The sequence below is a fragment of the Amycolatopsis sp. NPDC003865 genome (assembly GCF_053605345.1).
Window position 1 is genome coordinate 245939 of sequence record NZ_JBSGJA010000002.1, and the last position, 24097, is coordinate 270035.

Sequence of the window (24097 nt, forward strand, 5' to 3'; positions counted from 1 at the left end):
TGCCGTGGGGCCGTCGTCGGAGAGCAAATTTACTGCTCCGGCGTGGCCGTCGTTTCCTCACCCGCGTCAGGTGCTTCCGGAGCCGGTGCGTCCTCGCCGGCGTCACCATTGGCGACGTCCGAGGGCTCGTCCGCGTTGCGTGCGACGGCGAGAAGAGTGGTGCCTTCGCCGAGATTCATCAGCCGGACCCCCTTCGTCTGCCGTCCTGCCTTGCGGACGTCGCCCGCCGGCGTGCGGATCACGCCGCCGCTCGAGGTGATCGCGTACAGCTCGTCCTCGGCGTCGACGATGAGCGCACCCACCAGCCTGCCACGTTTCCGGTCGTGCTGAATGGTGAGCACGCCCTTGCCGCCGCGGCCCTGGACCGGGTAGTCCTCGATCGCCGTCCGCTTCGCGTAGCCGCCGTCGGTCGCGACCAGCAGGAACTTGTCCTCCTTGACGACGCTGATGCCGAGCAGCTCGTCGCCGTCGTTGAACCGCATCCCCAGCACGCCCGAGGTCGGGCGGCCCATCGGCCGGAGCGCCTCGTCGGTCGCGTGGAAGCGGATCGACTGGCCTTCCGCGGACACCAGCAGCAGGTCGTCCTCGGCCGCCGCCAGCACCGCGCCGACCAGCTCGTCGCCCTCGCGCAGGTTGATCGCGATCAGGCCGCCGGAGCGGTTCGAGTCGAAGTCGGTGAGCTTGGTCTTCTTCACCAGGCCGCGCTTGGTGGCGAGCACCAGGTACGGCGCGACCTCGTAGTTCTTGATCTCGATGACCTGGGCGATCTGCTCGTCCGGCTGGAACGCCATCAGGTTCGCCACGTGCTGGCCGCGCGCGTTGCGGTTGGCCTCGGGCAGCTCGTACGCCTTCGTCCGGTAGACGCGCCCCTTGTTCGTGAAGAACAGGATCCAGTCGTGCGTCGAGCAGACGAAGAAGTGCTGGACGATGTCGTCCTGCTTGAGCGTCGCGCCCTGCACGCCCTTGCCGCCGCGCTTCTGCGAGCGGTACAGGTCGGTTTTCGTTCGCTTGGCGTACCCCGTGCGGGTGATGGTGACGACGACGTCCTCGACGGCGATGAGCTCTTCGTCGGTCACGTCGCCGCTGAAGCCGATGATCTTCGTGCGCCGGTCGTCGCCGTACTTCTCGACGATCGCCATCAGCTCGTCGCGGATCAGCGCGCGCTGCCGCTCGGGCTTGTCGAGGATGTCCTTCAGGTCGGCGATCTCGAGCTCGATCTCGGCCAGCTGGTCGATGATCCGCTGGCGCTCCAGGGCGGCCAGGCGCCGCAGCTGCATGTCGAGGATCGCGGTCGCCTGGATCTCGTCGACGTCCAGCAGCTCCATCAGGGCCGGCCGGGCCTCGTCCGCGGACGGCGACCGCCGGATCAGCGCGATGACCTCGTCGAGCATGTCCAGCGCCTTGACGTACCCGCGCAGGATGTGGGCCCGCTCTTCGGCCTTCTTCAGGCGGAACCGGGTCCGCCGGACGATGACCTCGATCTGGTGCTTCACGTAGTGCCGGATGATCTGGTCGAGCCGCAGCGTGCGCGGCACGCCGTCGACCAGGGCCAGCATGTTGACGCCGAAGTTCTGCTGCAGCTGGGTGTGCTTGAACAGGTTGTTCAGCACGACCTTCGCGACCGCGTCCCGCTTGATCGTGACGACGATCCGCATGCCGGAGCGGCTGTTGGACTCGTCGGCGATGTCGGCGATGCCGGTGAGCTTGCCGTCGCGGACCAGGTTGGCGATGTTCTCGACCAGGTTGTCCGGGTTGACCTGGTACGGCAGCTCGGACACGACCAGGATCGTGCGGCCCTTCGCGTCCTCTTCGACCTCGACGACCGCGCGCATCCGGATCGAGCCGCGGCCGGTGCGGTAGGCGTCCTCGATGCCGGACGTGCCGAGGATCATCGCCTTGGTCGGGAAGTCCGGGCCCTTGATGCGGACCAGCAGCGCGGCCAGCAGCTCGTCGTCGGTCGCCTCGGGGTTCTCCAGCGCCCAGACGACGCCGTCGGACACCTCGCGCAGGTTGTGCGGCGGGATGTTGGTCGCCATCCCGACCGCGATCCCGGAACCGCCGTTGACCAGCAGGTTCGGGAACCGCGACGGCAGGACGTCCGGCTCCTGCGTCCGGCCGTCGTAGTTGTCCGAGAAGTCGACGGTGTCTTCTTCGATGTCGGCCAGCATCTGCATGGCCAGCGGCGCGAGCCGGGACTCCGTGTACCGCATGGCGGCCGCGGGGTCGTTGCCCGACGAGCCGAAGTTGCCCTGGCCGTCGATCAGCGGGTAGCGCAGCGACCACGGCTGGGCGAGCCGCACCAGCGCGTCGTAGATCGCCGAGTCGCCGTGCGGGTGGTAGTTGCCCATGACGTCGCCGACGACGCGGGAGCACTTGTTGTACCCGCGGTCCGGCCGGAAGCCGGAGTCGAACATCGAGTACAGGATCCGGCGGGCGACCGGCTTGAGGCCGTCCCGCACGTCCGGCAGCGCGCGCGACACGATGACGCTCATCGCGTAGTCGATGTAGGAGCGCTGCATCTCCTGCTGGATGTCGACCGGTTCGATCCGGTCGTGGTCCGGAGCCGGCGGCAGAGTTTCCGTCATGGGTCCTTCTCGAGTGCGGGGTGTCGGACGGGAGGGGGACGCCTACACGTCCAGGAAGCGCACGTCCTTGGCGTTGCGCGTGATGAACGAGCGGCGGGCCTCGACGTCCTCGCCCATCAGGACCGAGAACAGCTCGTCGGCCTGGGCGGCGTCGTCCATCGTGACCTGGCCCAGCAGCCGGTTCGCCGGGTCCATCGTGGTCTCCCACAGCTCTTCGGCGTTCATCTCGCCGAGACCCTTGTAGCGCTGGATCGCGTCGTCCTTCGGGAGCTTCTTGCCGGCCTCGACACCCGCCTGGATGACGGCGTCGCGCTCGCGGTCGGAGTACGCGTACTCCGGTTCCGCCCGCGGCCACTTGATCTTGTACAGCGGCGGCCGCGACAGGAAGACGTGGCCGTGCTCGATCAGCGGCGCCATGAACCGGAACAGCAGGGTGAGCAGCAGCGTCGTGATGTGCTGGCCGTCGACGTCGGCGTCGGCCATCAGCACGATCTTGTGGTAGCGCAGCTTCTGGATGTCGAACTCGTCGTGGATGCCGGTGCCCAGCGCGGTGATCAGCGACTGGACCTCGGTGTTCTTGAGGACGCGGTCGATGCGGGCCTTCTCGACGTTGATGATCTTGCCGCGGATCGGCAGGATCGCCTGGTACATCGAGTCCCGGCCCTCCTTGGCCGAGCCGCCCGCCGAGTCACCCTCGACGATGTAGAGCTCGCACTCCGCCGGGTTGGTCGAGCGGCAGTCCTTGAGCTTGCCGGGCAGGCCGCCGATCTCCAGCGCGCCCTTGCGGCGGACCAGGTCACGCGCCTTGCGCGCGGCCATCCGGGCCTGGGCCGAAGAGATCGACTTGTTGATGATCGTCTTCGCCTCGGTGGGGTTGCGCTCGAACCAGTCCGCCAGCCACTCGTTCGACGTCTGCTGCACGAACGTCTTGGCCTCGCTGTTGCCCAGCTTGGTCTTGGTCTGGCCCTCGAACTGCGGCTCGGCCAGCTTGATCGAGACGATCGCGGCGAGGCCCTCGCGCACGTCGTCACCGGTCAGGTTGGCGTCCTTCTCCTTGAGGAGCTTCTTGTCGCGCGCGTACGCGTTGACGACGCGGGTCAGCGCGGCGCGGAAGCCCTCCTCGTGGGTGCCGCCCTCGTGCGTGTTGATCGTGTTGGCGAACGTGTAGACCGACGGCGTGAAGCCGGTGTTCCACTGCATGGCGACCTCGACCTCGAGGCCGGTGCCCTTCGCGTCGAAGGAGATCACGCTGGAGTGGATCGGGTCCTTGCTGCCGTTGATGTGCTTGACGAAGTCCTCGAGCCCGCCCGGGTAACAGTAGGTCTTCTCCTTGACCCGCGCGACCTTGCCCTCGGCGTCCTCTTCGGTCTCCTCGTCGGCGACGCGCTCGTCGCGCAGGGACAGCGTCAGCCCCTTGTTGAGGAACGCCATCTCCTGCAGCCGGCGCGAGATGGTCTCGAAGTTGTACGTCGTGGTCTCGAAGATGTTCTTGTCGGCCCAGAAGGTGATCGTGGTGCCGGTCTCCGACGCCGGGCCGAGGTCCTCGAGCGGGCCGGGGACCTGGTCGGTGTACTCCTGGCGCCAGCTGCGGCCGCCGTACTTGACCTCGGCGAGCAGCTTCGTCGACAGCGCGTTCACCACGGAGACGCCGACGCCGTGCAGGCCGCCGGACACCGCGTAGGAGTCGCTGTCGAACTTGCCGCCCGCGTGGAGCACGGTCAGCACGACCTCGAGGGTCGGCTTCTGCTCCTTGGGGTGCATGTCGACGGGGATGCCGCGGCCGTCGTCGACGACGCGCACCCCGCCGTCCGCGAGGAGGGTAACCTCGACCTTGGTGGCGTAACCCGCCATCGCCTCGTCGACGGAGTTGTCCACGACCTCCTGGACGAGGTGGTGCAGGCCGCGTTCACCGGTGGAACCGATGTACATGCCGGGGCGCTTGCGGACCGCTTCGAGGCCTTCGAGCACCGTGATCGACGACGCGTTGTACTCGCTCTTGTTCTCGGTCACAGGCGTTGTTTCTCCTCGTCTCGCCCGAGCGGACGCTCGCTCCCTCCCAGTGTACTTGGCCGCGTCCGCTGGCATGCGGCAAGGACACCCCTGAGCGCGTCACAGACGGACGAAATCGGTCCGAGCCGAGTCTTGACGTATTTCGGGAGGTCTGGATGCGTTCTCGGGGCATTCAACCGAGCATCGCGCAACCCGGGTCAGCCGTACGTGTCACGCGGGCCGCGCCCCGGCACGTGCCGGGGCCCTTTCCGCCAGCTCGGGGCGGTCGGACCCTGGATCCGCATCCGCTTGACGACGCCGTTGCCGACCCCCGCCGCGATCTTGTGCAGCAGCTTCCCCTGCAGCAACCGCAGCTGGGTGGCCCACGCCGTGGAGCTCGCGCGCACGGTCAGCTCGCCGTCCTTCAGCGCGACCGGCTGGGCGTGTTCGGCGACGTCTTCGCCGACCAGCCGGGCCCACTGCGCGAAGACGCGCGCGGTCGTCACGCTCTCGTTCCAGCCGCGGTCGGTGACCAGCCGGGAGACGAGCCGGCCGAGCGGCTGCGGGTCGCGCGGGTCCGCACCGGGCCCCGACCAGCGGCGACGCCGGGGGTTCTGGCCTCCGCCGCCTCCACCGACCGCGCGGCGCCGGTAGCCCGGCGACGTCCCGCGTTCCTTGGCCTTGGCCTTCGCCGCCTCGAGGGCGGCGTGGGCGAGGTCCCGGCCGGTCTGCCCGTTCGGAGCAGTGCCGCTTTCACTCTGCGTACCCGAAGTGACTTGCTCACGTGGGTTACCCCCCGCGCGGGGGGCGTCAAGCGGCTGTTCCGGGGTTTTGGTCACGCGCGGCGATAACTCGGGCACGGGTTTATCCACACTGTCCACAGGTTTGTCCCCAGATCGGTGGGTAACTGCTGTGTCGACGGTCACACGGGGTGTGCGAGTCGATCTTGCCGGTCCCGGTTCGCGCTGCTCAGCCACGCGTGATCTCACCATCCGCCACCACGAACCGGCCGCCGGCCAGCTCGCTGGGCACGTCTTCGTCGACCGCGGCGGTCACCAGCACCTGTTCGGCGCTCGCGGCCACCTCGGCCAGCCGGGCCCGGCGCTTGCGGTCCAGCTCGGCGAACACGTCGTCGAGCAGCAGCACCGGCTCGCCCGCCTCCCCGCGCAGCAGCTCGTAGCTGCCGAGCCGGAGGGCGAGCGCGAACGACCACGACTCCCCGTGGCTCGCGTACCCCTTGGCCGGCGCCTGGCCCAGGATCAGCTCCAGCTCGTCCCGGTGCGGGCCGACCAGGCTGATCCCGCGCTCGAGTTCGGCCTTCCGGGCTTCACCGAGCGCCTTGAGCAGGACGTCTTTGAGGACTTCGGGTTGCGCCCGTTCGCCATCCGGTACGCCGTACGTCTCCGGCAGGGCGTCTCCCAGCGACGACTTGTACGAGATCTTCGCCGGCCGGGAGTCCGGCGCGACCCCCATGTACGCCGCGGCTGCGTACGGCCCGAGGTCCGCGACGAGGTTCAGGCGTGCGGCCAGCAGCTCCGCGCCCGCCACCGAGAGGTGGTCGTCCCAGACTTCCAGCGTCGAAAGCGCGTACGGGTCTTCGCGGCCAGTGCGTCGCTTCCCCGCCGTCTTGAGCAGGGCGTTGCGCTGCTTCAGCACCTTCTCGTAGTCGGCCCGGACCCCCGCGTACCGCGGCGCGCGCAGCACGAGGAGCTCGTCGAGGAACCGTCTTCGCTCGCTCGGGTCGCCCCGGACGAGCGCCAGGTCCTCGGGCGAGAAGAGCACCGTGCGCAGGATCCCGAGCACGTCCCGCGGCCGGCCGACCGCGCCGCGGTTGACCCGGGCGCGGTTCGCGCGGCCGTTGGTGATCTCGAGCTCGACGGTCAGCTCGCGGTCGTCGTTGACCACCGCGACCCGCACCAGTGCGCGCTCGCAGCCGTGCCGGATCAGCGGCGCGTCCGTCGCGACGCGGTGCGAGCCCAGCGTCGCGACGTACCCGATCGCCTCCAGCAGGTTGGTCTTGCCGCGACCGTTCTGGCCGACCAGCACGGTCGGCCCCGGTTCGAGCGCGAGATCGGCCTGCGGCCAGGAGCGGAAGTCGGTGACCTGCAGGTGACGCAGATACACCAGCTGCTCCTTACCCGCCGACCTTCTTCACGGCGTGCCCGCCGAACTGGTTGCGCAGCGCGGCCACCGCGCGCATCGCGGCCGAGTGCTCCTGGCGCGAGGCGAAGCGCGCGAACAGCGCGGCCGAGATGACCGGCGCCGGCACCGCGTTGTTGATCGCCTCTTCCAGCGTCCAGCGGCCCTCGCCGGAATCCTCGACGTAGCCCTCGAGGTCGTCCAGCTCCGGGTCTTCGTCGAGCGCGCGCACGAGCAGGTCGAGCAGCCAGGACCGGACGACCGTGCCGCGCTGCCAGCCCTTGATCACGGCCGGCACGTCCTTGACGACCTTCGCGGCCTCGAGCAGTTCGAAGCCTTCGGCGAAGGCCTGCATCATGCCGTACTCGATGCCGTTGTGGATCATCTTCGCGTAGTGCCCCGCGCCGACGTCGCCGGCGTGCGAGAAGCCTTCTTCGCGCGGACCTTCCGGGCGCAGCGCGTCGAAGATCGGCATCGCCTTCTCGACGTCGGCGGCCGCGCCGCCGACCATCAGGCCGTAGCCGTTCTCCTTGCCCCACACGCCACCGGACACACCGCAGTCGACGTAGCCGATGCTCTTCGCCGCCAGCAGGTCGGCGTTCAGCTTGTCGTCGGTGTACTTCGAGTTGCCGCCGTCGATCACCATGTCGCCGGCGGAGAGCAGGTTGCTCAGCTCGGTGACGGTCTGCCGCGTCGGCTCACCGGCGGGCACCATGATCCAGACGATCCGCGGGCCGTCCAGTTTGGACACCAGGTCTTCGAGCGACGTGGTGTCGCTGACGTCCGGGTTGCGGTCGTAGCCGACCACCTCGTGACCGGCCGCGCGCAGCCGCTCACGCATGTTGAAGCCCATCTTGCCCAGGCCGATCAGACCGAGCTGAACCATCGAGATCCCCTTACGTGCTAAGAAAAGCGGGTCAGCCCGGGAGGCGGACCGGCATCAGGAGGTAGAGGTAGCCGGGGACGACGTTGCCCTCGGGGTCGGCGGGCTTGATCAGCGCCGGCCGGTTCGGCGTGGTGAACGTCAGCTCCGCCCGGTCGCTGTGGAGCGCGCCGAGGCCGTCGACGAGGTAACCCGGGTTGAACGCGATGGTCACCGGCTCACCTTCGTACTCGACCTGAAGCTCCTCTTCGGCGCTTCCCTCGTCGTCGCCGCCCGCGGACAACCGCAGCGAGTTGTCCCCGAACTCCAGTCGTACCTGAGTCCCCCGCTCGGCCACCAGTGAAACGCGCTTGATGGACTCGGTGAGAGCGGACACGTCGATGACCGCGCGCGAGGTGTGCGACGCGGGCAGCAGCTGCCGGTACGGCGGGAACTCCGCGTCGAGCAGGCGGGTCGTCGTGTAGCGCCCGGAACCGGACAGGCCGAGCAGGCTCTCGCCGCTGGCGAGCGCGAGGCGGATCGTGGCGCCGCTCGCGCCGAGCGTCTTGGCGGCCTCGGCGAGGGTGCGCGCCGGGACGAGCACCGCGGCGTCGGCCAGCCCCTCGGCCGGCTGCCAGGTGAACTCGCGCATGGCGAGCCGGAACCGGTCGGTCGCGACGAGGGTCAGCGAGCTGCCGGAGATCTCCAGCCGCATGCCGGTGAGCATCGGCAGCGTGTCGTCCTTGCCCGCGGCGACGACGACCTGGGTGACGGCCTGGCCGAACGCGTCGCCCGCGAGCTCGCCGGCGAAGGCGGGCTGGGACGGCAGCTGCGGGTAGTCCTCGACCGGCATGGTCGGCAGGGAGAACCGCGCGGTGCCGCACGTGATGGTGGCGCGCGCGCCGTCGACGGAGATCTCGACCGGCTGCGCGGGCAGCGCCTTGGTGATGTCGGCGAGGAGGCGCCCGGAGACCAGCAGGCGGCCGCCGTCGGCGATCGTCGCCGGGACGCCGACCGTGGCGGAGACCTCGTAGTCGAAGCCCGAGACGGTCAGGGCGTCGGAGTCGCCGTCCGAACCGGCGTCGAGCAGGACACCGCCGAGAACCGGCACCGGAGGCCGGGAGGGGAGGCTTCTGGCCACCCACGCGACGGCGTCGGCGAGCCCGTCACGCTCGACGCGGATCTTCATGCGCGCATCCTTTCGACGACCGAGCGCTCGTGGCTCGGGCCAGGCCTCGTTCTCGCGGGGCAGTGACCGGCTGCCCCCTCCGGCCGGTCCGCCCTCCCGCGTGAGCGGCGGAGCGCGGACCAGGTGCAGGCGTCCACGTTAGGCCGTCGCGGGCCCCGACGTCACCTCGGCCTCCCCTTGACTTTGTCGACTTGCCGACACGTTCTCGCGGCTGTCCCCAACTTCGTCCATCGCCTGTTTTTGTTTTGTTCTCTCTTAGAAGAGATCTAAAGGCAGTAGCAGTAGTAAGCGGTGTGGATTGTGTGGATCGAGCTCGTTCGCGCAGGTCGGAGGGCGCGCGGGCATGTGGAGAACCGTGGTGGCAGTCCTGTGGGTAGATCGGGGCGTCCGTGGATGGTTTCGGGCGATCCCCGATTCGTCCACAGCCGGGCCCAGTTGTCCCCACGGTTGTCCCCAGGTGTGGGGCGATCCGTCCCCAGGGTCTGGGGGTGCGCAGAGGCGTCCGGTTCGCCCTACCGAGTGACCTGGTCGTCCTGTGCACAGAATGTGGGCAACCTGTGGAATCAGCGTGGACAAGGGTGTGGATTCCCTGTGGATCACCTGTGGGCGGGGTGTGGACGAATCCGGCGTCGTCGCTGATGGGAGATCCGTTGGCACTGTGGGCAATCCGCCCACACCATGGGGAAACTTCCTTGTGTACAAAGAATTTTCCCGACTTCGTCCGAAGACGACGAAGGGGCGTCCACTTTGTGCGGACGCCCCGAAGTCGTTGGGAGGTAAGGGATGTGCTACTGGCGGGCGCGCTGCTTGATGCGCGACGTCAGCTCCTGCACCTGGTCGTAGATGCGCCGGCGCTCGGCCATCTCCTTGCGGATCTTCTTGTCCGCGTGCATGACGGTCGTGTGGTCGCGGCCGCCGAACGTCTGCCCGATCTTCGGCAGCGACATGTCGGTCAGCTCCCGGCAGAGGTACATCGCGATCTGGCGGGCGGTGGCGAGCGCCTTCGTCTTGCCGGGGCCGCACAGGTCGTCGAGCGTCACGTCGAAGAACTCCGCCGTGACACCCATGATCGTCGGCGCGGTGATCTCCGGCGCGTGCGAGTCCGGGATCAGGTCCCGCAGGACGATCTCCGCGAGCCCGACGTCGACCGGCTGCTGGTTCAGCGACGCGAACGCCGTGACGCGGATGAGCGCGCCTTCGAGCTCGCGGATGTTCGCCTCGACGCGCGAAGCGATGAACTCGAGGACCTCGCCGGGCACCGCCAGCCGGTCCTGCGCTGCCTTCTTGCGGAGGATCGCGATACGCGTCTCCAGTTCGGGCGGCTGGATGTCGGTGATGAGACCCCACTCGAACCGCGTCCGCAGCCGGTCTTCCAGCGTCTCGAGGCGCTTCGGCGGGCGGTCGGAGCTGACGACGATCTGCTTGTTCGCGTTGTGGAGGGTGTTGAAGGTGTGGAAGAACTCCTCCTGCGTACCTTCTTTGCCTTCCAGGAACTGGATGTCGTCGACGAGCAGGATGTCGATGTCGCGGTAGCGGCGCTGGAACGCGACCTTGCGGTCGTCGCGCAGCGAGTTGATGAAGTCGTTCGTGAACTCTTCGGTCGAGACGTACCGGACGCGCATGCCCGGGAAGAGCCGTTGCGCGTAGTGGCCGACCGCGTGCAGCAGGTGCGTCTTGCCGAGCCCGGACTCACCCCAGATGAACAGGGGGTTGTACGCGCGGGCCGGCGCTTCGGCGACGGCGACCGCGGCCGCGTGCGCGAAGCGGTTGGACGCGCCGATGACGAACGTGTCGAAGGTGTACTTCTCGTTCAGCTTCGTCTTCGACGTCTGCGGCTGCGCCGGCGCGGTGTAGGGCTGGCCGGCGATCGGCTGGCCGGAGAACGTCGGCCAGATCTCGTGGACGGCGGCGAGCGCCTCGCCTTCTTCGTCCACCTCTTCATCGGTGTCGTCGCCGTCGTCCGGCTTCGCCGCGACGGAGGGGTGCGGCGGCATCGGCGGCGCGGGTTCGGGACGCGGCGGCGGCATCATCGGCGCGCCGTTGGCGGGCAGCGCGGGAGCGGGCTCGGGGCTCGCGCCGTTTTCCACCCGGCCGGGTGACGGCACGTACCGGGGCGCGGGCGACGGCGCGACGGTCTCGGCGCTGTCCACCTTCACCGCGAGGGAGATGGCGCGGCCGAGCCGCCGGGAGAGGGCGTCGGTGATCGCGCCGCGCAGGCCGCGTTCGATCGCTTCCTTCGCGAAGTCGCTGGGGGCCGCCAGCAGGGCGGTGCCGTCGAGCAGGCCGATCGGGCGGGTCACGCGCATCCACGCGCGCTGCTGGGGGGACAGGGTCCCGTCGGACAGTTCGCGTACCACCTGTTCCCAGATGACGCCCAGATTGTGCTGGTGCTCCGACACCGGTCTGGCTCCCCTCCCCTCGTCGGCGTGGACGGCCGAACGCCCCTGGTCACGCGGTCCGGTACGCATCAGCGGACCCGCGTGTGCACCGGCACAGCGAATATCCACATAGTTGTCCACAGCTGTGCACTAATGTACGGCGACCCGCGGCGACGCCACCTGCGGGCTCGTCGTACGCCGGTGGGCACTCCACCACCCGGATACTCGTGCACCTCGACCGGTGACCCGAGAGAGGCACGCTAACAAGCCCCGCCCGCTGCCACAAGGCATCCTGGGTCGCAAGCATTTCACGGTGTACGGCGTGTTGCCATTCGGTGCCCCGGCGTCGATGATCTCGCCCCGGCGGGCCGGTCGCGGACCGTGGCCGAGGGGGTGGTTACCGGCCGCCCGACGGGGGTGCGTACCCTCGTAAGGTCTCCCGTATGCGACGGGTGCTATTCGCGTGCCCACGTTGTCGTCGCTCGTCGTGACGAGGCCACACGTTGGTAGGAGACACCAGAGACTGCCGTGCGCCCGCACGACACGCCAGGCGGGGGAAGAGATTCCGCCGCCCGACGCGAGACACAGGAGAAGCAGTGAGCAAGGGTAAGCGCACCTTCCAGCCGAACAACCGTCGCCGCGCGAAGACGCACGGCTTCCGCCTGCGCATGCGCACGCGTGCCGGCCGGGCCATCCTGGCGGGCCGCCGTCGCAAGGGCCGCGCCGCGCTGTCCGCCTGATCCGGCACGTCGGGGCGCGCCGTGCTGCCGGCTGCCGCACGTCTGCGGCGGAGTGAGGATTTCCGCGTGGTTCTCCGTCGCGGGTCCCGGGCAGGCAGGCGCCGCCTCGTCGTCCACGCGCTGACCACGGACCCGTCCGTGGTCGCCGACTCGTCGGCGACCAGGGCGGGTTTTGTGGTGAGCAAGGCCGTCGGCAACTCGGTGGTCCGCCACCGCGTCACCCGGCGGCTGCGTCACCTCGTTTCCGCCCGCCTCGGAACCCTGCCGCCCGGCAGTGCGTTGGTCGTTAGGGCATTGCCGCCGTCCGCGACCGCGTCCAGCGCCGAGCTCGGAGCCGATCTTGACGCCGCACTGCGTCGTCTGGGGCTGGTGCCGGGTCGGCTGGGTCTTCCACCGTCGCGTCGTCCGGCCGGGGATGTCCCCCGCCCGGCGCGTCCCGCCGACGCGGCCCCCGACCACGGATCTGCGATGTGACCGGCATGCGAGCCACCCCCGAGCACGACCACGACGTGGAGACCCCGCCCCCGCGGCCCGGTCCCGTCGCCTGGGTCCTGTTGCTCCCCATCAAGCTCTACCGCAAGGCGATCTCGCCTTTCCTCCCACCGGCTTGCCGGTTCTACCCGAGCTGCAGCGCGTACGCAGTCGAAGCCCTCACCCGGCACGGTGCCGGCCGCGGCTCCTACCTCGCGCTGCGCCGGCTGTTGCGCTGCGGCCCGTGGACACCGCCCGGCCGCGATCCCGTGCCCGAGGAGTTCTCGTGGCGCCACCGACGACCTGATACACCGATCGAGGAGTAGCAGCAGTGCTCGATTTCATCTACTACCCCGTGTCCTTCATCCTCTGGTGTTGGCACAAGGTCTTCGGGTTCGTCTTCGGGGAAGCCGCGGCGATCTCCTGGATCCTCGGCATCATCTTTCTGACGTTCACGGTCCGCGGCATCATGTTCAAGCCGTTCGTGAACCAGGTCCGGTCGATGAAGAAGATGCAGGACTTCGCGCCGGAGATGAAGAAGATCCAGAAGAAGTACGCGAACGACCGGCAGCGCCAGGCCGCGGAGATGCAGAAGCTCCAGCGCGAGCACGGCGTCAACCCGCTCGGCAGCTGCCTGCCGATGCTGCTCCAGATCCCGGTCTTCATCGGCCTGAACCACGTCCTCCGCGCGTTCACGATGCCGCCGCCCGGTGGCGGTCCGAAGACCGAGAACTACTTCTTCACCCAGCACGACGTCGAGTCCTACGTCAACGCGAAGCTCTTCGGCGTCAACCTCGGTGAGGCCGTCTACAACGGTGTCGGTGTCGTCAGCGGCGGGGCCACGAACGTCGGCTTCCACTGGAGCGTGCTCCCGGTCGCGCTGCCCCTGATGATCGTCGCGTCGATCGCCACGCACCTCACCGCGCGGCACTCGGTGGCCCGGCAGAACGCCGCGTCGGCCACCCCGCAGACCGCGATCATGAACAAGCTGACGATGTACATCTTCCCGCTCGGTGTGCTCGTCTTCGGTGCGCTGTTCCCGCTCGGCCTCCTCTTCTACTGGCTGGCGAACAACGGCTGGACCCTGATGCAGCAGCGCCTCGTCTACACGAAGATCGACAAGGAAGAGGCGACCCGCAAGGCGGAGGCCGCGGAGAAGCGCGCGTCGCTCGGCCCGAAGCCGGGTCAGAAGCCGACCGCGCCGAAGGTCGGCCAGAAGCCGGTCCAGCAGAAGAAGAACCAGCCGGCCCAGAGCGGCTCGTCGAAGAAGGTCACGAAGGCGGGCTCGGCCCACGGCTTCGCGCAGACCTCGTCGGCGGCGTCCACCGACGGCGACCAGACCCCGGCCGACGCGAACGGCCAGAACGGCTCGAAGGACAACGGCACCGGGGTGCCGGGCCTTCTCAAAGACTCGACCAGGAAGTCGGGCCGGAAGCGCCGCTGAGGCGCGACCGGTTCGGAGAGGAGACGAATGATGTCGGAGACGATCGACACGATCGACGCCGATAAGGACGACGTGACCCCGGAGCAGGCCGCTTCCACGGACGAAGGGGGTGAGCAGAAGGCGGGTGGTGACGACATCCTCGTCCAGGAGGGTGACATCGCCGGCGACTACCTCGAGCGTCTGCTCGACCTGCTCGACTACGACGGTGACATCGATCTGGACGTGGAAGCCGGCCGCGCGATCGTGAGCATCGACGGCGGCGAGGACCTCGAGAAGCTCGTCGGCCCGCGCGGCACGGTGCTCGAGGCGCTGCAGGAGCTGACCCGGCTGGCGGTCCAGCAGGAGACGGGCTCCCGCAGCCGGCTGATGCTGGACATCGCGGGCTGGCGCGCGGACCGCCGCGAGGAGCTCCGCGAGCTCGGCCGGTCGACGGCGGAGTCGGTCCTGCAGAGCGGCGAGCGGGTGCGGCTGCAGCCGATGAGCCCGTTCGAGCGCAAGGTCGTCCACGACGCGGTGGCGGCGGTCTCCGGCGTCACGAGCGAGAGCGAGGGCGAGGACCCCAAGCGCCGCGTGGTGATCTTCCCGGAGTCCTGACCCACCGGCTCCGGCAGCGGCCCCACTTGACTCGGTCAGGTGGGGCCGCTTTTTTGTGGGTATGCGCCCGGCACCTGGTGAGGTCCTCCACTTCTCGGAGGACCCGACGATCACCCGCTTCGAGCCGCACGTGGCCGCGACGGCTCAGCAGCCGGAGGCGTACGTCTGGGCGGTCGGCGCGGAACGAGCGCCGGACTACTGGTTCCCCCGGCAGTGCCCGCGCGCGATGGCGTGGGTGGTGCCGTCGACGACGGACGCGGACCGCGCGTGGCTCGGGACCGATCGCGTGCACGCGATCGAGTACGGCTGGCTCGAGGCGATGCGAGCGGTCCGGTTGTACGCGTACCGGTTCGCAGCTTCGTCGTTCCGGTCGTTCGGCGAGCACGCGCACGCGATGGTGGCGGAGTCGGCGGTCTCGGCGCTGGGGCTGCCGGAGCCGGTCGGCGACCTCCTGGGGTTGCACGAGGAGGCGGGCATCGAGCTTCGGGTACTGCCGAACCTGTGGCGGTTCGTGGACGCCGTGGCGGAGAGCTCGCTCGGCTTCAGCGGCATCCGGTTGCGGAACGCCCGGCCGCGGCCCGGCGAATTACATCGATGATGTTTCACGTGGAACCGCCCACTCGAAGATGGCTGAGCGAGTGTAGTTGTCCACATCTGCGGCTCGTCGGCTCGTTTTCGAGTCGACATCGGGGACAATCGGAGAAGCGCGGTTTCACGTGAAACCGGCGGACGAGGAGTAGACGGAGTGAGCTTGGATCAGGCCGCCGCGGCGGTGCGGGCCGCGGCGGAGCGGGTGTTCGGTGCGCGGGTGGACCAAGCCGCTGGGTATGTCGAACTCCTTGAGCGTCACGGCGTGGAGCGCGGGTTGATCGGGCCGCGGGAGGTCGAGCGGCTGTGGGAGCGGCACGTCCTGAACTCCGCCGTCATCGGTGAGCAGATGCCCGAGGGCGCTCGCGTCGTCGATGTCGGGTCGGGTGCCGGGCTTCCGGGAGTACCGCTCGCGATCGCGCGACCGGACCTCGATATCGTCTTGCTCGAACCGATGGCCCGCCGGGTGGACTGGCTGGCCGAGGTGGCCGAGAAGCTGGAACTCCCGATCACCATCGTCCGTGGACGCGCGGAGGAGCGGCCTGTGCGTGAGCAGCTCGGTGGCGCCGACATCGTCACCGCTCGCGCGGTCGCCCCGCTCGCCCGGCTCGCGGACTGGTGCTTGCCGCTCGTTCGTCCCGACGGCTTCCTGGTTGCCCTGAAGGGCGCCAGCGCGGCGGACGAGATCGACCGGGACGGCGCCGCCATCCGCAAGGCCGGCGGGGCCGAACCACTGATCGTCGAATGCGGTGCCGCCGTGCTGGAGGTCCCCAGCACGGTCGTGAAGATCCGTCGCCTCCCAGCAGCAAGCAAGCCGAAGGCGCGGAGCAAGAAGCGTTAACGGGCCGCGATGTTCCACGTGAAACGACGCGACTCGACCACCGACCAGACGTCTACATGGAGGAGGTGTCGAGACCGGTGAATCCCCCGCCGTCCGACTCCACGGAGACCACCCCCGACGTGGGCTGGACCCCGATCGCCGAAGAAGCCGCCCGCGCCGCGCGTCTGCTGCACCCGAAGGAGGGGGAACTCCCCCGCCCCGGCCGTCGTCGCGTGCTGACCGTCGCCAACCAGAAGGGCGGCGTCGGCAAGACCACGAGCACGGTCAACCTCGCCGCCGCGCTCGCCGTCCACGGGCTCAAGACGCTCGTCGTCGACCTCGACCCCCAGGGCAACGCGAGCACCGCGCTCGACGTCGACCACCGGTCCGGGACGCCGTCGATCTACGAGGTGCTCATCGGCGAGGTGACGCTCGCGGACGCCGCGCAGCCCACCGAGCAGTCCCCCAACCTCTTCTGCGTCCCCGCGACGATCGACCTCGCCGGCGCCGAGATCGAGCTCGTCTCGATGGCGTCCCGCGAGTCCCGGCTCAAGGAGGCCATCTCCTCGGAGATCCTCGACGAGATCGGCGTCGACTACGTCTTCATCGACTGCCCGCCGTCGCTCGGCCTGCTGACGGTCAACGCGATGGTCGCCGCGCAGGAGGTGCTCATCCCGATCCAGTGCGAGTACTACGCGCTCGAAGGTCTCGGGCAGCTGCTGAGCAACATCGAGCTCGTGCAGCAGCACCTCAACCGCGAGCTGCACGTCTCGACGATCCTCCTCACCATGTACGACGGCCGGACCAAGCTGGCCGACCAGGTGACGAACGAGGTGCGCAACCACTTCGGTGACACCGTCCTGAAGACGGTCATCCCCCGCAGCGTGAAGGTGTCGGAGGCACCCGGGTACGGCCAGACCGTCCTCGCTTACGATCCTGGTTCGCGCGGGGCGATGAGCTACGTCGACGCGGCCAAGGAGATCGCCGAGCGCGGCGCACAGCTGGAGAAGGGTAGTTCGACATGACCGAGCGCCGAGGAGGGCTGGGGCGCGGCCTCGCCGCCCTGATCCCGACCGGGCCCGCCCCCGGCGGTCCCCTGCCCGCGTCCCCGGACGCGGCGGCGGACAAGAAGGCGGCCGAGGACAAGGGCTGGTTCGCGGCGAACGGTCAGGCGAAGCAGCACGGCGGCGAAGTCGCCGGCGCTGTCTACCGCGAGATCCCGGTCGGCTCGATCAAGCCGAACCCGAAGCAGCCGCGTCAGGTCTTCGACGAAGACGCGCTCGCCGAACTCGAGCACTCGATCCGCGAATTCGGGCTCATGCAGCCCATCGTGGTCCGCGAACTCGGGAACGACGAGTACGAGCTCGTCATGGGCGAACGCCGGCTGCGCGCGTCGCAGCAGGCGGAGCTGGAGGCGATCCCGGCGATCGTCCGGCAGACCGCCGACGAGTCGATGCTGCGCGACGCGCTCTTGGAGAACATCCACCGCGTCCAGCTGAACCCGCTCGAAGAGGCGGCGGCGTACCAGCAGCTGCTCGACGAGTTCGCGGTCACGCACGAGGAGCTGGCGAGCCGGATCGGCCGCAGCCGTCCGGTCATCACCAACACGATCCGGCTCCTGAAGCTCCCCCTGCCGGTGCAGCGCCGGGTGGCCGCGGGCGTCCTGTCCGCCGGCCACGCGCGCGCGTTGCTCTCGCTGGAGGACGCCGAAAGCCAGGAAGAGCTCGCCGCCCGCATCATCGCGGAGGGCATGTCGGTCCGGGCGACCGAGGAAGCCGTCACGCTCAAGAAGAGCGAGAAGCCGGCCAAGCCGAAGCCCGCGCCGCGCAAGCCGATCCAGGCGCCGGGGTTGCAGGAGCTCGCGAACCGGCTTTCGGACCGGTTCGACACGCGGGTGAAGGTCGACCTCGGCCGCCGCAAGGGCCGGATCACCCTCGAATTCGGGTCGGTCGACGACCTCGAGCGGATCGTCGCGATCATCGATGCGAATGGGACGAATCAGACACCGAAAACCGATTAGGGATCACCCCGGGGTGTTTCGTCACGGTGATGATTGCTCAAAGCAGTCCCGGTGAACACGGTTGGTGATCACACGAAAAAGGCCGCCACGGAGATTCCGAGGCGGCCTTTCGCGTAGGAAAAGTCAGCGGGAGATCGCGCGCCCGATGAGTTCGCCGAACACCGTGCCGAGCGATTTGCCCGCGGCCTCGATCGCCATCGGCACCGTCGACGTCTCGGTGAGCCCCGGCGACGGGTTCACTTCGAGGAAGTGCACCGTGCCGTCCGGGGCGACGACCGCGTCGGTGCGGGAGATGTCCCGCAGCCCGAGCACGCGGTGCGCGGCGACGGCCAGCTCGGCCACCGCCTTGGCCGCGGCGTCGTCCAGGCGCGCCGGGGTGAAGAAGTCCGTCAGGCCGGCCGTGTAGCGGGCCGTGTAGTCGTACACGCCGCTCTCCGGCACGATCTCGACCGCGGGCAGGGCCTCGGGCCCGTTCTCGCCCTCGATGACCGTCACGGCCACCTCGACGCCGTCCACGAACCGCTCGGCGAGCACCGTGTCGCCGTAGGCGAAGCAGCCGACCATCGCTGCCGGCAGCTCCGCCGCCTCGCGGACCACCTGGGTGCCGAGCGCCGAGCCGCCCTGGTCGGGCTTGAGGATCAGCGGCAGGCCGAGGCGCTCGACCATCGCGTCGAGGACCGCCTGGGCGCCCAGCTCGCGGAACGTGCTGTGCGGGAGCACGACCCAGCCCGGTGTCGTGAACCCGGCGTTCTCGATGAGCGCCTTTGCGGTCGGCTTGTCCCACGCGCGGCGGCAGCCCTGGGAGCCGGTGCCGACGAACGGCACGTCCAGCATCTCCAGCACCGTCTGCACCGAGCCGTTCTCGCCCTCGCCGCCGTGCAGCGCGACGACGACCGCGTCCGGCCGCTGGGTGCGCAGGCGCTCCAGCAGGCCCGCGTCGGTGTCCCACTCCTCGATGCCGAGGCCTTCGGACTTGAGCGCCGCGGAGAGCCGTCGCCCGGACCTCAGCGAGACGTCGCGTTCGTGCGAAAGCCCGCCGGCGAGCACGGCAACGGTACGGTCGACCACCGTGGGAACTCCTTAGCTGGAACGAATTTCAGACCGTGTCGGGAGACGGCGTCTGCGGTCCCTGGATCTGGCGCGCGCTCACGTTACCGAAGGTGCGCGCGAGATCCATTTCGGACTCCAGCACCGCGGCCAGCCGCCGCACGCCCTCACGGATCCGCTCCGGCGTCGGGTAGCAGTAGGACAGCCGCATCTGGCGGCTGCCGAACCCGTCGGCGTAGAAGCCGGTCCCGGACGCGTACGCCACCCGCGCGGTCACCGCACGCGGCAGCATCGCCTTCGTGTCGACGCCTTCCGGCACCGTCACCCAGACGTAGAACCCGCCGTCCGGCTTGGTCCACGAGCAGCCCGGCGGCAGGTACTGGTCGAGCGCGGACAGGATCGCGTCACGCCGCTCGCGGTAGTTCTCGCGGAACTTCTTGATCTGGCCCTTCCAGTCGTGCGTGGCCAGGTAGCGCGACACGATCATCTGGTTGAACGTCGGCGGGCACAGCGTCGCCGACTCCGCGGCCAGCACGAGCTTCTCGCGCACGGCGTGCGGCGCGAGCACCCAGCCGACGCGCAGGCCGGAGGCGAACGTCTTGGAGAACGACCCGAGGTACACGACGTTGTCGGGGTCGGTCGAGCGCAGCGCCGGGTACGTCTGGCCGTCGAACCCGAGCAACCCGTATGGGTTGTCTTCGACGACCAGGACGCCGTGCTCGCGGCAGATCTCCAGGATCTCCGCGCGGCGCTCGACGGCCAGCGTGACGCCGGCGGGGTTGTGGAAGTTCGGGATCGTGTAGAGGAACTTGACCCGCCGGCCGGCCTTTTCCGTCTGCGCGAGCGCCTCACGCAGCAGTTCCGGCACGAGCCCGTTGTCGTCCATCGCCACGTGCACGACCTGCGCCTGGTACGCGGCGAACGAGCCCAGCGCGCCGACGTACGAGGGGCCTTCGGCGATCACGACGTCACCCGGGTCGCAGAACAGCCGCGTGACCATGTCCAGGCCCATCTGGGAGCCGACGGTCACCACGACGTCGTCCGGGTGGGCCTTGATGCCCTCCAGGGCCATGATTTCGCAGATCTGCTCGCGCAGCACCGGGACGCCGTGCGCCGAGCCGTACTGCAACGCGACGAGGCCGTCCTCGGCGATGATCTCCGCCACCTGCGCCGAGAGCGTGTCGAGCGGGAGCGCCGCCAGGTTCGGCATGCCGCCGGCCAGCGAAACCACCTCGGGCCTGCTGGCGACCGCGAAGAGCGCCCGGATCTCGGAAGCGGTCATCCCGGCGGTACGCGCGGCGTAGCGCTCGAGGTGCGGGTCGAGGTTCTGGCGGCCGTGTGGGCGCTTGCTGGGGCGGTTCTCGGTCATCGACGATTCACCCGGGGCTCGATGGATGGGCTGCCTGGAACGAGCGCAGCAGATCCCGTCGAGTGTAACCGGGCACCCATCCGGACCCCCTGACCTTTCGGCGCTCGTCACATCGGCCTATCCTCGACCGTGGCTCCCGTGTCGTGCCGCGGTCGAACGCGGCTTGACGACCGGGCGGCCGGTCGGGAGCAGTAGGTCAGGGGAGGTCGCGGGTGTCGCGTCGCGTCGTGGGCGTCACACTGGACAACCTGGAGCACCTGCCGAAGAGCTGCCGCAGGTGCGTGTACTGGGAGCTGGCCCCGCACCTGAAGAACCAAGCCGAGGAGTTCGGCGCCACCGAGGTCGAGAAGGAAGCCTGGGTCTCCAGCGTCCTGCTCGAGTGGGGTTCCTGCGGCCGGATCGTCTACAGCGACACGCTGCCGGTCGGGTTCGTGCTGTACGCCCCGCCGAACGCCGTCCCGCGCGCGCTGGCCTTCCCGACGTCCCCGCCCAGCGCGGACGCGGTCCTGCTGACGGCGTTCCAGGTCCTCCCGGAGTTCCGCGGTGGTGGCCTCGGCCGGATGCTGGTCCAGGCGGTCGCCAAGGACCTGACCAAACGCGGCGTCCGCGCGATCGAAGCGTTCGGCGACGCCCGTCCCGACGAGTCCGACCCGGACGGCGGGCACAGCTGCGTGCTGCCGGCCGCGTTCCTGCAGAGCGTCGGCTTCAAGACGGTCCGCCCGCACCAGAAGTGGCCGCGCCTGCGCCTGGAGCTGCGCTCGGCGATCACCTGGAAGGAAGACGTCGAGGCGGCGCTGGAGCGGCTGCTCGGCCAGGTGACGATCACGACGGCCGAGCCCAGCCTCGGCCGCGCCTGACCCACCCCGCAAACGTTTGCGTCCGTGCTCGAGCACGGCTGAAACGCGCGTGTGCACAACTGTGGAAGAAGTGCCGAGTTATCCACAGAGCGCTGCTAGGCGCGGTGGAAAAGCTGTGGATTACTGCCCCGAAACCTGGGGACGCAGCGCGTGCGTCCCCAGGGGTGGTGGGGCGGGTGAAGGTGAGCCGCTAGGGGTTGTGGTCGGCCCTATTCGGCTTTCGCGAGCTCGTGCGCCAGGACGTCGGCGAACGTGAACGTTCCCGTCGGCTGGTCGCCTTCGCCGAGCAGGTACAGCCGCTTGACGGCGATCAGGATGCCCTCCGCGACGATGTCGCGGAACGCCGGGTCACCGAGCTTGCGGGCGTCGTCCGGGTTCGTCAGGTAGCCGATCTCGATCCGGACGGCCGGGCAGCGGGTGCGCGTGAAGATGTCCCACGACTTGTAGTGCGTGCGGTTGTCCTGCAGGCCCGTGCGGGCCGCGACCTCACGCTGGATGAAGCCGGCCAGCAGCTCGCCCACCGTGGACGTCGTGCCGTTGCCGTTGCCGAAGTGGAAGCTCGCGACACCCTGCGCACGCGGCGACGAGTTCTTGTCGCTGTGCAGCGAGAGGAACAGGTCCGCGCCCGCGTCGTTGGCGAACTTGGCGCGCTCCAGCTCGGTCGGGCTGTGGTTCGGGCCCCGGGAGATCAGCGCCTCCATGCCCGTGGCCTTCATCCGGCCTTCGAGGCGGCGCGCGAGGTCCCAGGCGATGTCGGCCTCGCGCAGACCGCCGGCTACCACGCCGAGGTCGTCGCCGCCGTGGCCGGGGTCGATCACGATGCGCTTGCCGCGCAGGCGGGGACCGGCCTGGCGCACCTGCTCCTGCTCGCGCAGGAACACGGGGCGACCGCCGCGTGCGCGCGGCGAGGACAGGCGGTGCAGCTCGCGGATGGTCGCCGGGCCGCAGACGCCGTCCGGCGTCAGGCGCATGTCGCGCTGGAACGTCTTGAGCGCGCGCTCGGTCGCCGGGCCGAAGTAGCCGTCCGGGCGGCCGGCGTCGAAGCCGAGCTCGGTGAGCCGCTCCTGGAGCGTGAACACGTCGTCGCCGTGCACCGGCGACGAGATCAGGTAGGACAGCGGACGGCTGCCCAGGTGGTAGCTGGCGCCCTTGAGCGCCTGGAAGGTCGCCGGACCCACGATGCCGTCGCTCATCAGCCCACGGCGCTGCTGGAAGGCACGGACGGCGTGCTCGACGGCGACGTCGAACGTGCCGTAGTCGTCGGTACCGGTGACCGGCGGGAGCAGGTCCATCCCGGCCAGGATGGACCTGATCTCGGCGACGTCCGGACCGGCGTCACCGCGGCGGAGTACCCGCATGCACTCCTCGCTCTTTCCTAGGGCACCGAGTCGGGGGGCTCGGTGCGTGGCAAGAAAACCTTCGCTGGGACGGGCCCAGGTCTTCTATTGTGCCTTGCGAACTCTCGGTGACAGCGCAGGCCCGGTAGGTACGTCAAGAGCCCGATGGTGGCGCACGCTTGGTGGCCTCCGTCACGCTCGATTCACCCACAGCGGTGGCATTAACCCGAACGGCGAAGGACCCGGGGTCCACGAGAGGGGTTCTCGCAGGCCCCGGGTCCGCCGGGAGTACTGGAACTCAGAGAACGTCGGCGAGGTCCGACAGCAGCGCGGCCTTCGGCTTGGCGCCGACGATCTGCTTGACCGGCTTGCCGCCCTGGAACAGGATCAGCGTCGGGATGGACATCACCTGGTAGTCACGCGGCGTGTTCGGGTTCTCGTCGATGTCGATCTTGGCGATCGTCAGCTTGTCGCCCTTCTCGGCCGCGATCTCCTCGAGCACCGGGGCGACCATCTTGCACGGGCCGCACCAGGTGGCCCAGAAGTCGACGAGGACCGGCTTCTCGCTGGTCAGGACCTCGTCGACGAACGTCGCGTCGGTCACCTTGACGGTGTTGGCCATGGTTTCTCCTCCAAGGGGTGGTTGAACGCCGGAAAGTCAGTTGGTGCCCGCGCCGTAGCCGCCGCCGACCAGCTCGGCTGCCTCGTGCGCGTCCGATTCGCCGTGCTCCGCGAGCCATCGTTCCGCGTCGATCGCGGCGCTGCATCCGGAACCGGCCGCGGTGATCGCCTGCCGGTAAGTGCGGTCCACCAGGTCGCCGGCCGCGAAGACGCCGTCGAGGTTCGTGAAGGACGTCTTGCCCTTCGTCACGACGTAGCCGTCCTCGTCCAGGTCGACCTGCCCCTTCACCAGCTGGCTACGGGGGTCGTGGCCGATCGCGACGAAGAAGCCGGACACGTCCAGCGTCGACTCCGAGCCGTCCTTGGTGTCCTTCAGCTGCAGGCCCTCGACCTTGCCGTCGCCGAGCACCCCGGTGATCTGCGAGTTCAGCTTCCACTTGATCTTCTCGTTCGCGCGGGCGCGCTCGAGCATGATCTTGGAGGCGCGGAACTCGTCGCGCCGGTGGACGACGGTGACGGACTTCGCGAACTTCGTCAGGAAGGTCGCCTCCTCCATCGCCGAGTCGCCACCGCCGGCGACCACGATGTCGTGGTCGCGGAAGAAGAAGCCGTCACAGGTCGCACAGGCCGAGACACCGCGGCCGAGCAGCTCCTGCTCGCCCGGCACGTTGAGGTACCGCGCCGCCGCGCCCATGGCGAGGATGACCGCACGGGCGGCGTAGCGCTTGCCGTTCGCGACGACGTACTTGACGTCCCCGGTCAGCTCCAGCGACTCGACGTCCTCCGCGCGCAGCTCGGCGCCGAAGCGCTCGGCCTGCTTGCGCATCTCCTCCATCAGGTCCGGACCCATGATGCCGTCGCGGAACCCGGGGAAGTTCTCGACCTCGGTCGTCGTCATCAGCGCGCCGCCGAACTGCGTGCCCTCGAACACCAGCGGTTCAAGCTGGGCCCGCGCCGCGTAGACGGCAGCGGTGTATCCCGCAGGACCCGACCCGACGACGATCAGGTTCCTGATTTCCTCGGCAGCCACCCGTTGACCTCCGCTCG

The 24097-nt window shown here is 69.3% G+C and carries 22 protein-coding genes; 10 read left to right on the plus strand and 12 right to left on the minus strand.

Annotated features, from left to right (window positions below):
* Nucleotides 1–29: 29 nt before the first annotated feature.
* The 7 genes from gyrA to dnaA all read right to left on the minus strand — a co-directional run bounded on the left by gyrA (nucleotide 30) and on the right by dnaA (nucleotide 11163).
* Nucleotides 30–2585: a DNA gyrase subunit A gene (gene gyrA / locus ACWEVP_RS06100; protein ID WP_452061531.1), complete on the minus strand. Its 2556-nt coding sequence runs from the start codon at nucleotides 2583–2585 to the stop codon at nucleotides 30–32.
* Nucleotides 2586–2627: 42 nt separating this feature from the next.
* Complete coding sequence (gene gyrB, locus ACWEVP_RS06105) at nucleotides 2628–4595, minus strand: DNA topoisomerase (ATP-hydrolyzing) subunit B (RefSeq protein ID WP_452061532.1); 1968 nt, start codon at nucleotides 4593–4595, stop codon at nucleotides 2628–2630.
* A 197-nt stretch (nucleotides 4596–4792) separates the two neighbouring features.
* On the minus strand, nucleotides 4793–5413 hold the full coding sequence (locus ACWEVP_RS06110) for a DUF721 domain-containing protein (RefSeq protein WP_452061939.1): 621 nt from the start codon (nucleotides 5411–5413) through the stop codon (nucleotides 4793–4795).
* A gap of 130 nt (nucleotides 5414–5543) precedes the next feature.
* A complete protein-coding gene (gene recF / locus ACWEVP_RS06115) occupies nucleotides 5544–6698 on the minus strand; it encodes a DNA replication/repair protein RecF (protein ID WP_452061533.1) in 1155 nt (384 codons plus the stop codon).
* A 10-nt stretch (nucleotides 6699–6708) separates the two neighbouring features.
* Nucleotides 6709–7599 carry a phosphogluconate dehydrogenase (NAD(+)-dependent, decarboxylating) gene (gene gnd, locus ACWEVP_RS06120; RefSeq protein WP_452061534.1) on the minus strand — a complete coding sequence of 297 codons (891 nt, stop codon included), beginning with the start codon at nucleotides 7597–7599 and terminating at the stop codon, nucleotides 6709–6711.
* A 31-nt stretch (nucleotides 7600–7630) separates the two neighbouring features.
* Complete coding sequence (dnaN, locus tag ACWEVP_RS06125) at nucleotides 7631–8764, minus strand: DNA polymerase III subunit beta (protein WP_452061535.1); 1134 nt, start codon at nucleotides 8762–8764, stop codon at nucleotides 7631–7633.
* A gap of 788 nt (nucleotides 8765–9552) precedes the next feature.
* On the minus strand, nucleotides 9553–11163 hold the full coding sequence (gene dnaA / locus ACWEVP_RS06130; RefSeq protein WP_452061536.1) for a chromosomal replication initiator protein DnaA: 1611 nt from the start codon (nucleotides 11161–11163) through the stop codon (nucleotides 9553–9555).
* Nucleotides 11164–11738: 575 nt separating this feature from the next.
* On the opposite strand from dnaA, the gene rpmH reads away from it, so the two are divergent.
* The 9 genes from rpmH (at nucleotide 11739) to ACWEVP_RS06175 (ending at nucleotide 17819) form a co-directional block, all read left to right on the plus strand.
* A complete protein-coding gene (gene rpmH / locus ACWEVP_RS06135) occupies nucleotides 11739–11882 on the plus strand; it encodes a 50S ribosomal protein L34 (RefSeq protein ID WP_003082934.1) in 144 nt (47 codons plus the stop codon).
* Between the two features lie 21 nt (nucleotides 11883–11903).
* On the plus strand, nucleotides 11904–12356 hold the full coding sequence (rnpA, locus tag ACWEVP_RS06140) for a ribonuclease P protein component (RefSeq protein ID WP_452061537.1): 453 nt from the start codon (nucleotides 11904–11906) through the stop codon (nucleotides 12354–12356).
* Nucleotides 12357–12361: 5 nt separating this feature from the next.
* Nucleotides 12362–12679: a membrane protein insertion efficiency factor YidD gene (gene yidD, locus ACWEVP_RS06145; protein ID WP_452061538.1), complete on the plus strand. Its 318-nt coding sequence runs from the start codon at nucleotides 12362–12364 to the stop codon at nucleotides 12677–12679.
* 5 nt (nucleotides 12680–12684) lie between these two features.
* On the plus strand, nucleotides 12685–13797 hold the full coding sequence (gene yidC / locus ACWEVP_RS06150; RefSeq protein ID WP_452061539.1) for a membrane protein insertase YidC: 1113 nt from the start codon (nucleotides 12685–12687) through the stop codon (nucleotides 13795–13797).
* 27 nt (nucleotides 13798–13824) lie between these two features.
* A complete protein-coding gene (locus ACWEVP_RS06155; protein ID WP_452061540.1) occupies nucleotides 13825–14391 on the plus strand; it encodes a Jag family protein in 567 nt (188 codons plus the stop codon).
* 61 nt (nucleotides 14392–14452) lie between these two features.
* Nucleotides 14453–14989, plus strand: coding sequence for a DUF6886 family protein (locus tag ACWEVP_RS06160; protein WP_452061541.1), 537 nt, complete (start codon nucleotides 14453–14455; stop codon nucleotides 14987–14989).
* 147 nt (nucleotides 14990–15136) lie between these two features.
* Nucleotides 15137–15820, plus strand: coding sequence for a 16S rRNA (guanine(527)-N(7))-methyltransferase RsmG (gene rsmG / locus ACWEVP_RS06165; RefSeq protein ID WP_452061542.1), 684 nt, complete (start codon nucleotides 15137–15139; stop codon nucleotides 15818–15820).
* A 77-nt stretch (nucleotides 15821–15897) separates the two neighbouring features.
* A complete protein-coding gene (locus ACWEVP_RS06170) occupies nucleotides 15898–16824 on the plus strand; it encodes a ParA family protein (RefSeq protein WP_452061543.1) in 927 nt (308 codons plus the stop codon).
* The gene (locus ACWEVP_RS06175) at nucleotides 16821–17819 is read left to right on the plus strand and encodes a ParB/RepB/Spo0J family partition protein (protein WP_452061544.1); all 999 of its coding nucleotides are present in this window, start codon (nucleotides 16821–16823) and stop codon (nucleotides 17817–17819) included. The genes ACWEVP_RS06170 and ACWEVP_RS06175 overlap by 4 nt, the downstream gene beginning before the upstream one ends.
* A gap of 123 nt (nucleotides 17820–17942) precedes the next feature.
* Here the strand turns inward: ACWEVP_RS06175 and ACWEVP_RS06180 are convergent, their stop codons facing one another.
* Both ACWEVP_RS06180 and ACWEVP_RS06185 read right to left on the minus strand, forming a co-directional pair.
* Nucleotides 17943–18887 (minus strand): D-alanine--D-alanine ligase family protein, encoded by a 945-nt coding sequence (locus tag ACWEVP_RS06180; protein WP_364448534.1) that lies wholly within the window; start codon nucleotides 18885–18887, stop codon nucleotides 17943–17945.
* 28 nt (nucleotides 18888–18915) lie between these two features.
* Complete coding sequence (locus tag ACWEVP_RS06185; RefSeq protein WP_452061545.1) at nucleotides 18916–20235, minus strand: aminotransferase-like domain-containing protein; 1320 nt, start codon at nucleotides 20233–20235, stop codon at nucleotides 18916–18918.
* Nucleotides 20236–20447: 212 nt separating this feature from the next.
* Here ACWEVP_RS06185 and ACWEVP_RS06190 point away from each other — a divergent pair, with 212 nt between their 5' ends.
* Nucleotides 20448–21092 carry a GNAT family N-acetyltransferase gene (locus ACWEVP_RS06190; protein ID WP_452061546.1) on the plus strand — a complete coding sequence of 215 codons (645 nt, stop codon included), beginning with the start codon at nucleotides 20448–20450 and terminating at the stop codon, nucleotides 21090–21092.
* A 209-nt stretch (nucleotides 21093–21301) separates the two neighbouring features.
* Here the strand turns inward: ACWEVP_RS06190 and ACWEVP_RS06195 are convergent, their stop codons facing one another.
* The 3 genes from ACWEVP_RS06195 to trxB form a co-directional block, all read right to left on the minus strand.
* Nucleotides 21302–22450, minus strand: coding sequence for an N-acetylmuramoyl-L-alanine amidase (locus ACWEVP_RS06195; protein ID WP_452061547.1), 1149 nt, complete (start codon nucleotides 22448–22450; stop codon nucleotides 21302–21304).
* A 277-nt stretch (nucleotides 22451–22727) separates the two neighbouring features.
* Nucleotides 22728–23051, minus strand: coding sequence for a thioredoxin (gene trxA / locus ACWEVP_RS06200; protein ID WP_072475336.1), 324 nt, complete (start codon nucleotides 23049–23051; stop codon nucleotides 22728–22730).
* Nucleotides 23052–23087: 36 nt separating this feature from the next.
* Entirely contained in the window at nucleotides 23088–24080 is a 993-nt protein-coding gene (gene trxB / locus ACWEVP_RS06205) for a thioredoxin-disulfide reductase (RefSeq protein ID WP_452061548.1), read from the minus strand.
* Between the last annotated feature and the right edge of the window lie 17 nt (nucleotides 24081–24097).

Bases quoted from the DNA above. Each gene is read 5' to 3' on its own strand.
- ACWEVP_RS06155 (WP_452061540.1), top strand. From the start codon at position 13,825: ATGATGTCGGAGACGATCGACACGATCGACGCCGATAAGGACGACGTG.
- dnaN (WP_452061535.1), bottom strand. From the start codon at position 8,764: ATGAAGATCCGCGTCGAGCGTGACGGGCTCGCCGACGCCGTCGCGTGG.
- gyrA (WP_452061531.1), bottom strand. From the start codon at position 2,585: ATGACGGAAACTCTGCCGCCGGCTCCGGACCACGACCGGATCGAACCG.
- ACWEVP_RS06185 (WP_452061545.1), bottom strand. From the start codon at position 20,235: ATGACCGAGAACCGCCCCAGCAAGCGCCCACACGGCCGCCAGAACCTC.
- yidD (WP_452061538.1), top strand. From the start codon at position 12,362: ATGCGAGCCACCCCCGAGCACGACCACGACGTGGAGACCCCGCCCCCG.
- ACWEVP_RS06175 (WP_452061544.1), top strand. From the start codon at position 16,821: ATGACCGAGCGCCGAGGAGGGCTGGGGCGCGGCCTCGCCGCCCTGATC.
- ACWEVP_RS06195 (WP_452061547.1), bottom strand. From the start codon at position 22,450: ATGCGGGTACTCCGCCGCGGTGACGCCGGTCCGGACGTCGCCGAGATC.
- gnd (WP_452061534.1), bottom strand. From the start codon at position 7,599: ATGGTTCAGCTCGGTCTGATCGGCCTGGGCAAGATGGGCTTCAACATG.
- trxA (WP_072475336.1), bottom strand. From the start codon at position 23,051: ATGGCCAACACCGTCAAGGTGACCGACGCGACGTTCGTCGACGAGGTC.
- ACWEVP_RS06160 (WP_452061541.1), top strand. From the start codon at position 14,453: ATGCGCCCGGCACCTGGTGAGGTCCTCCACTTCTCGGAGGACCCGACG.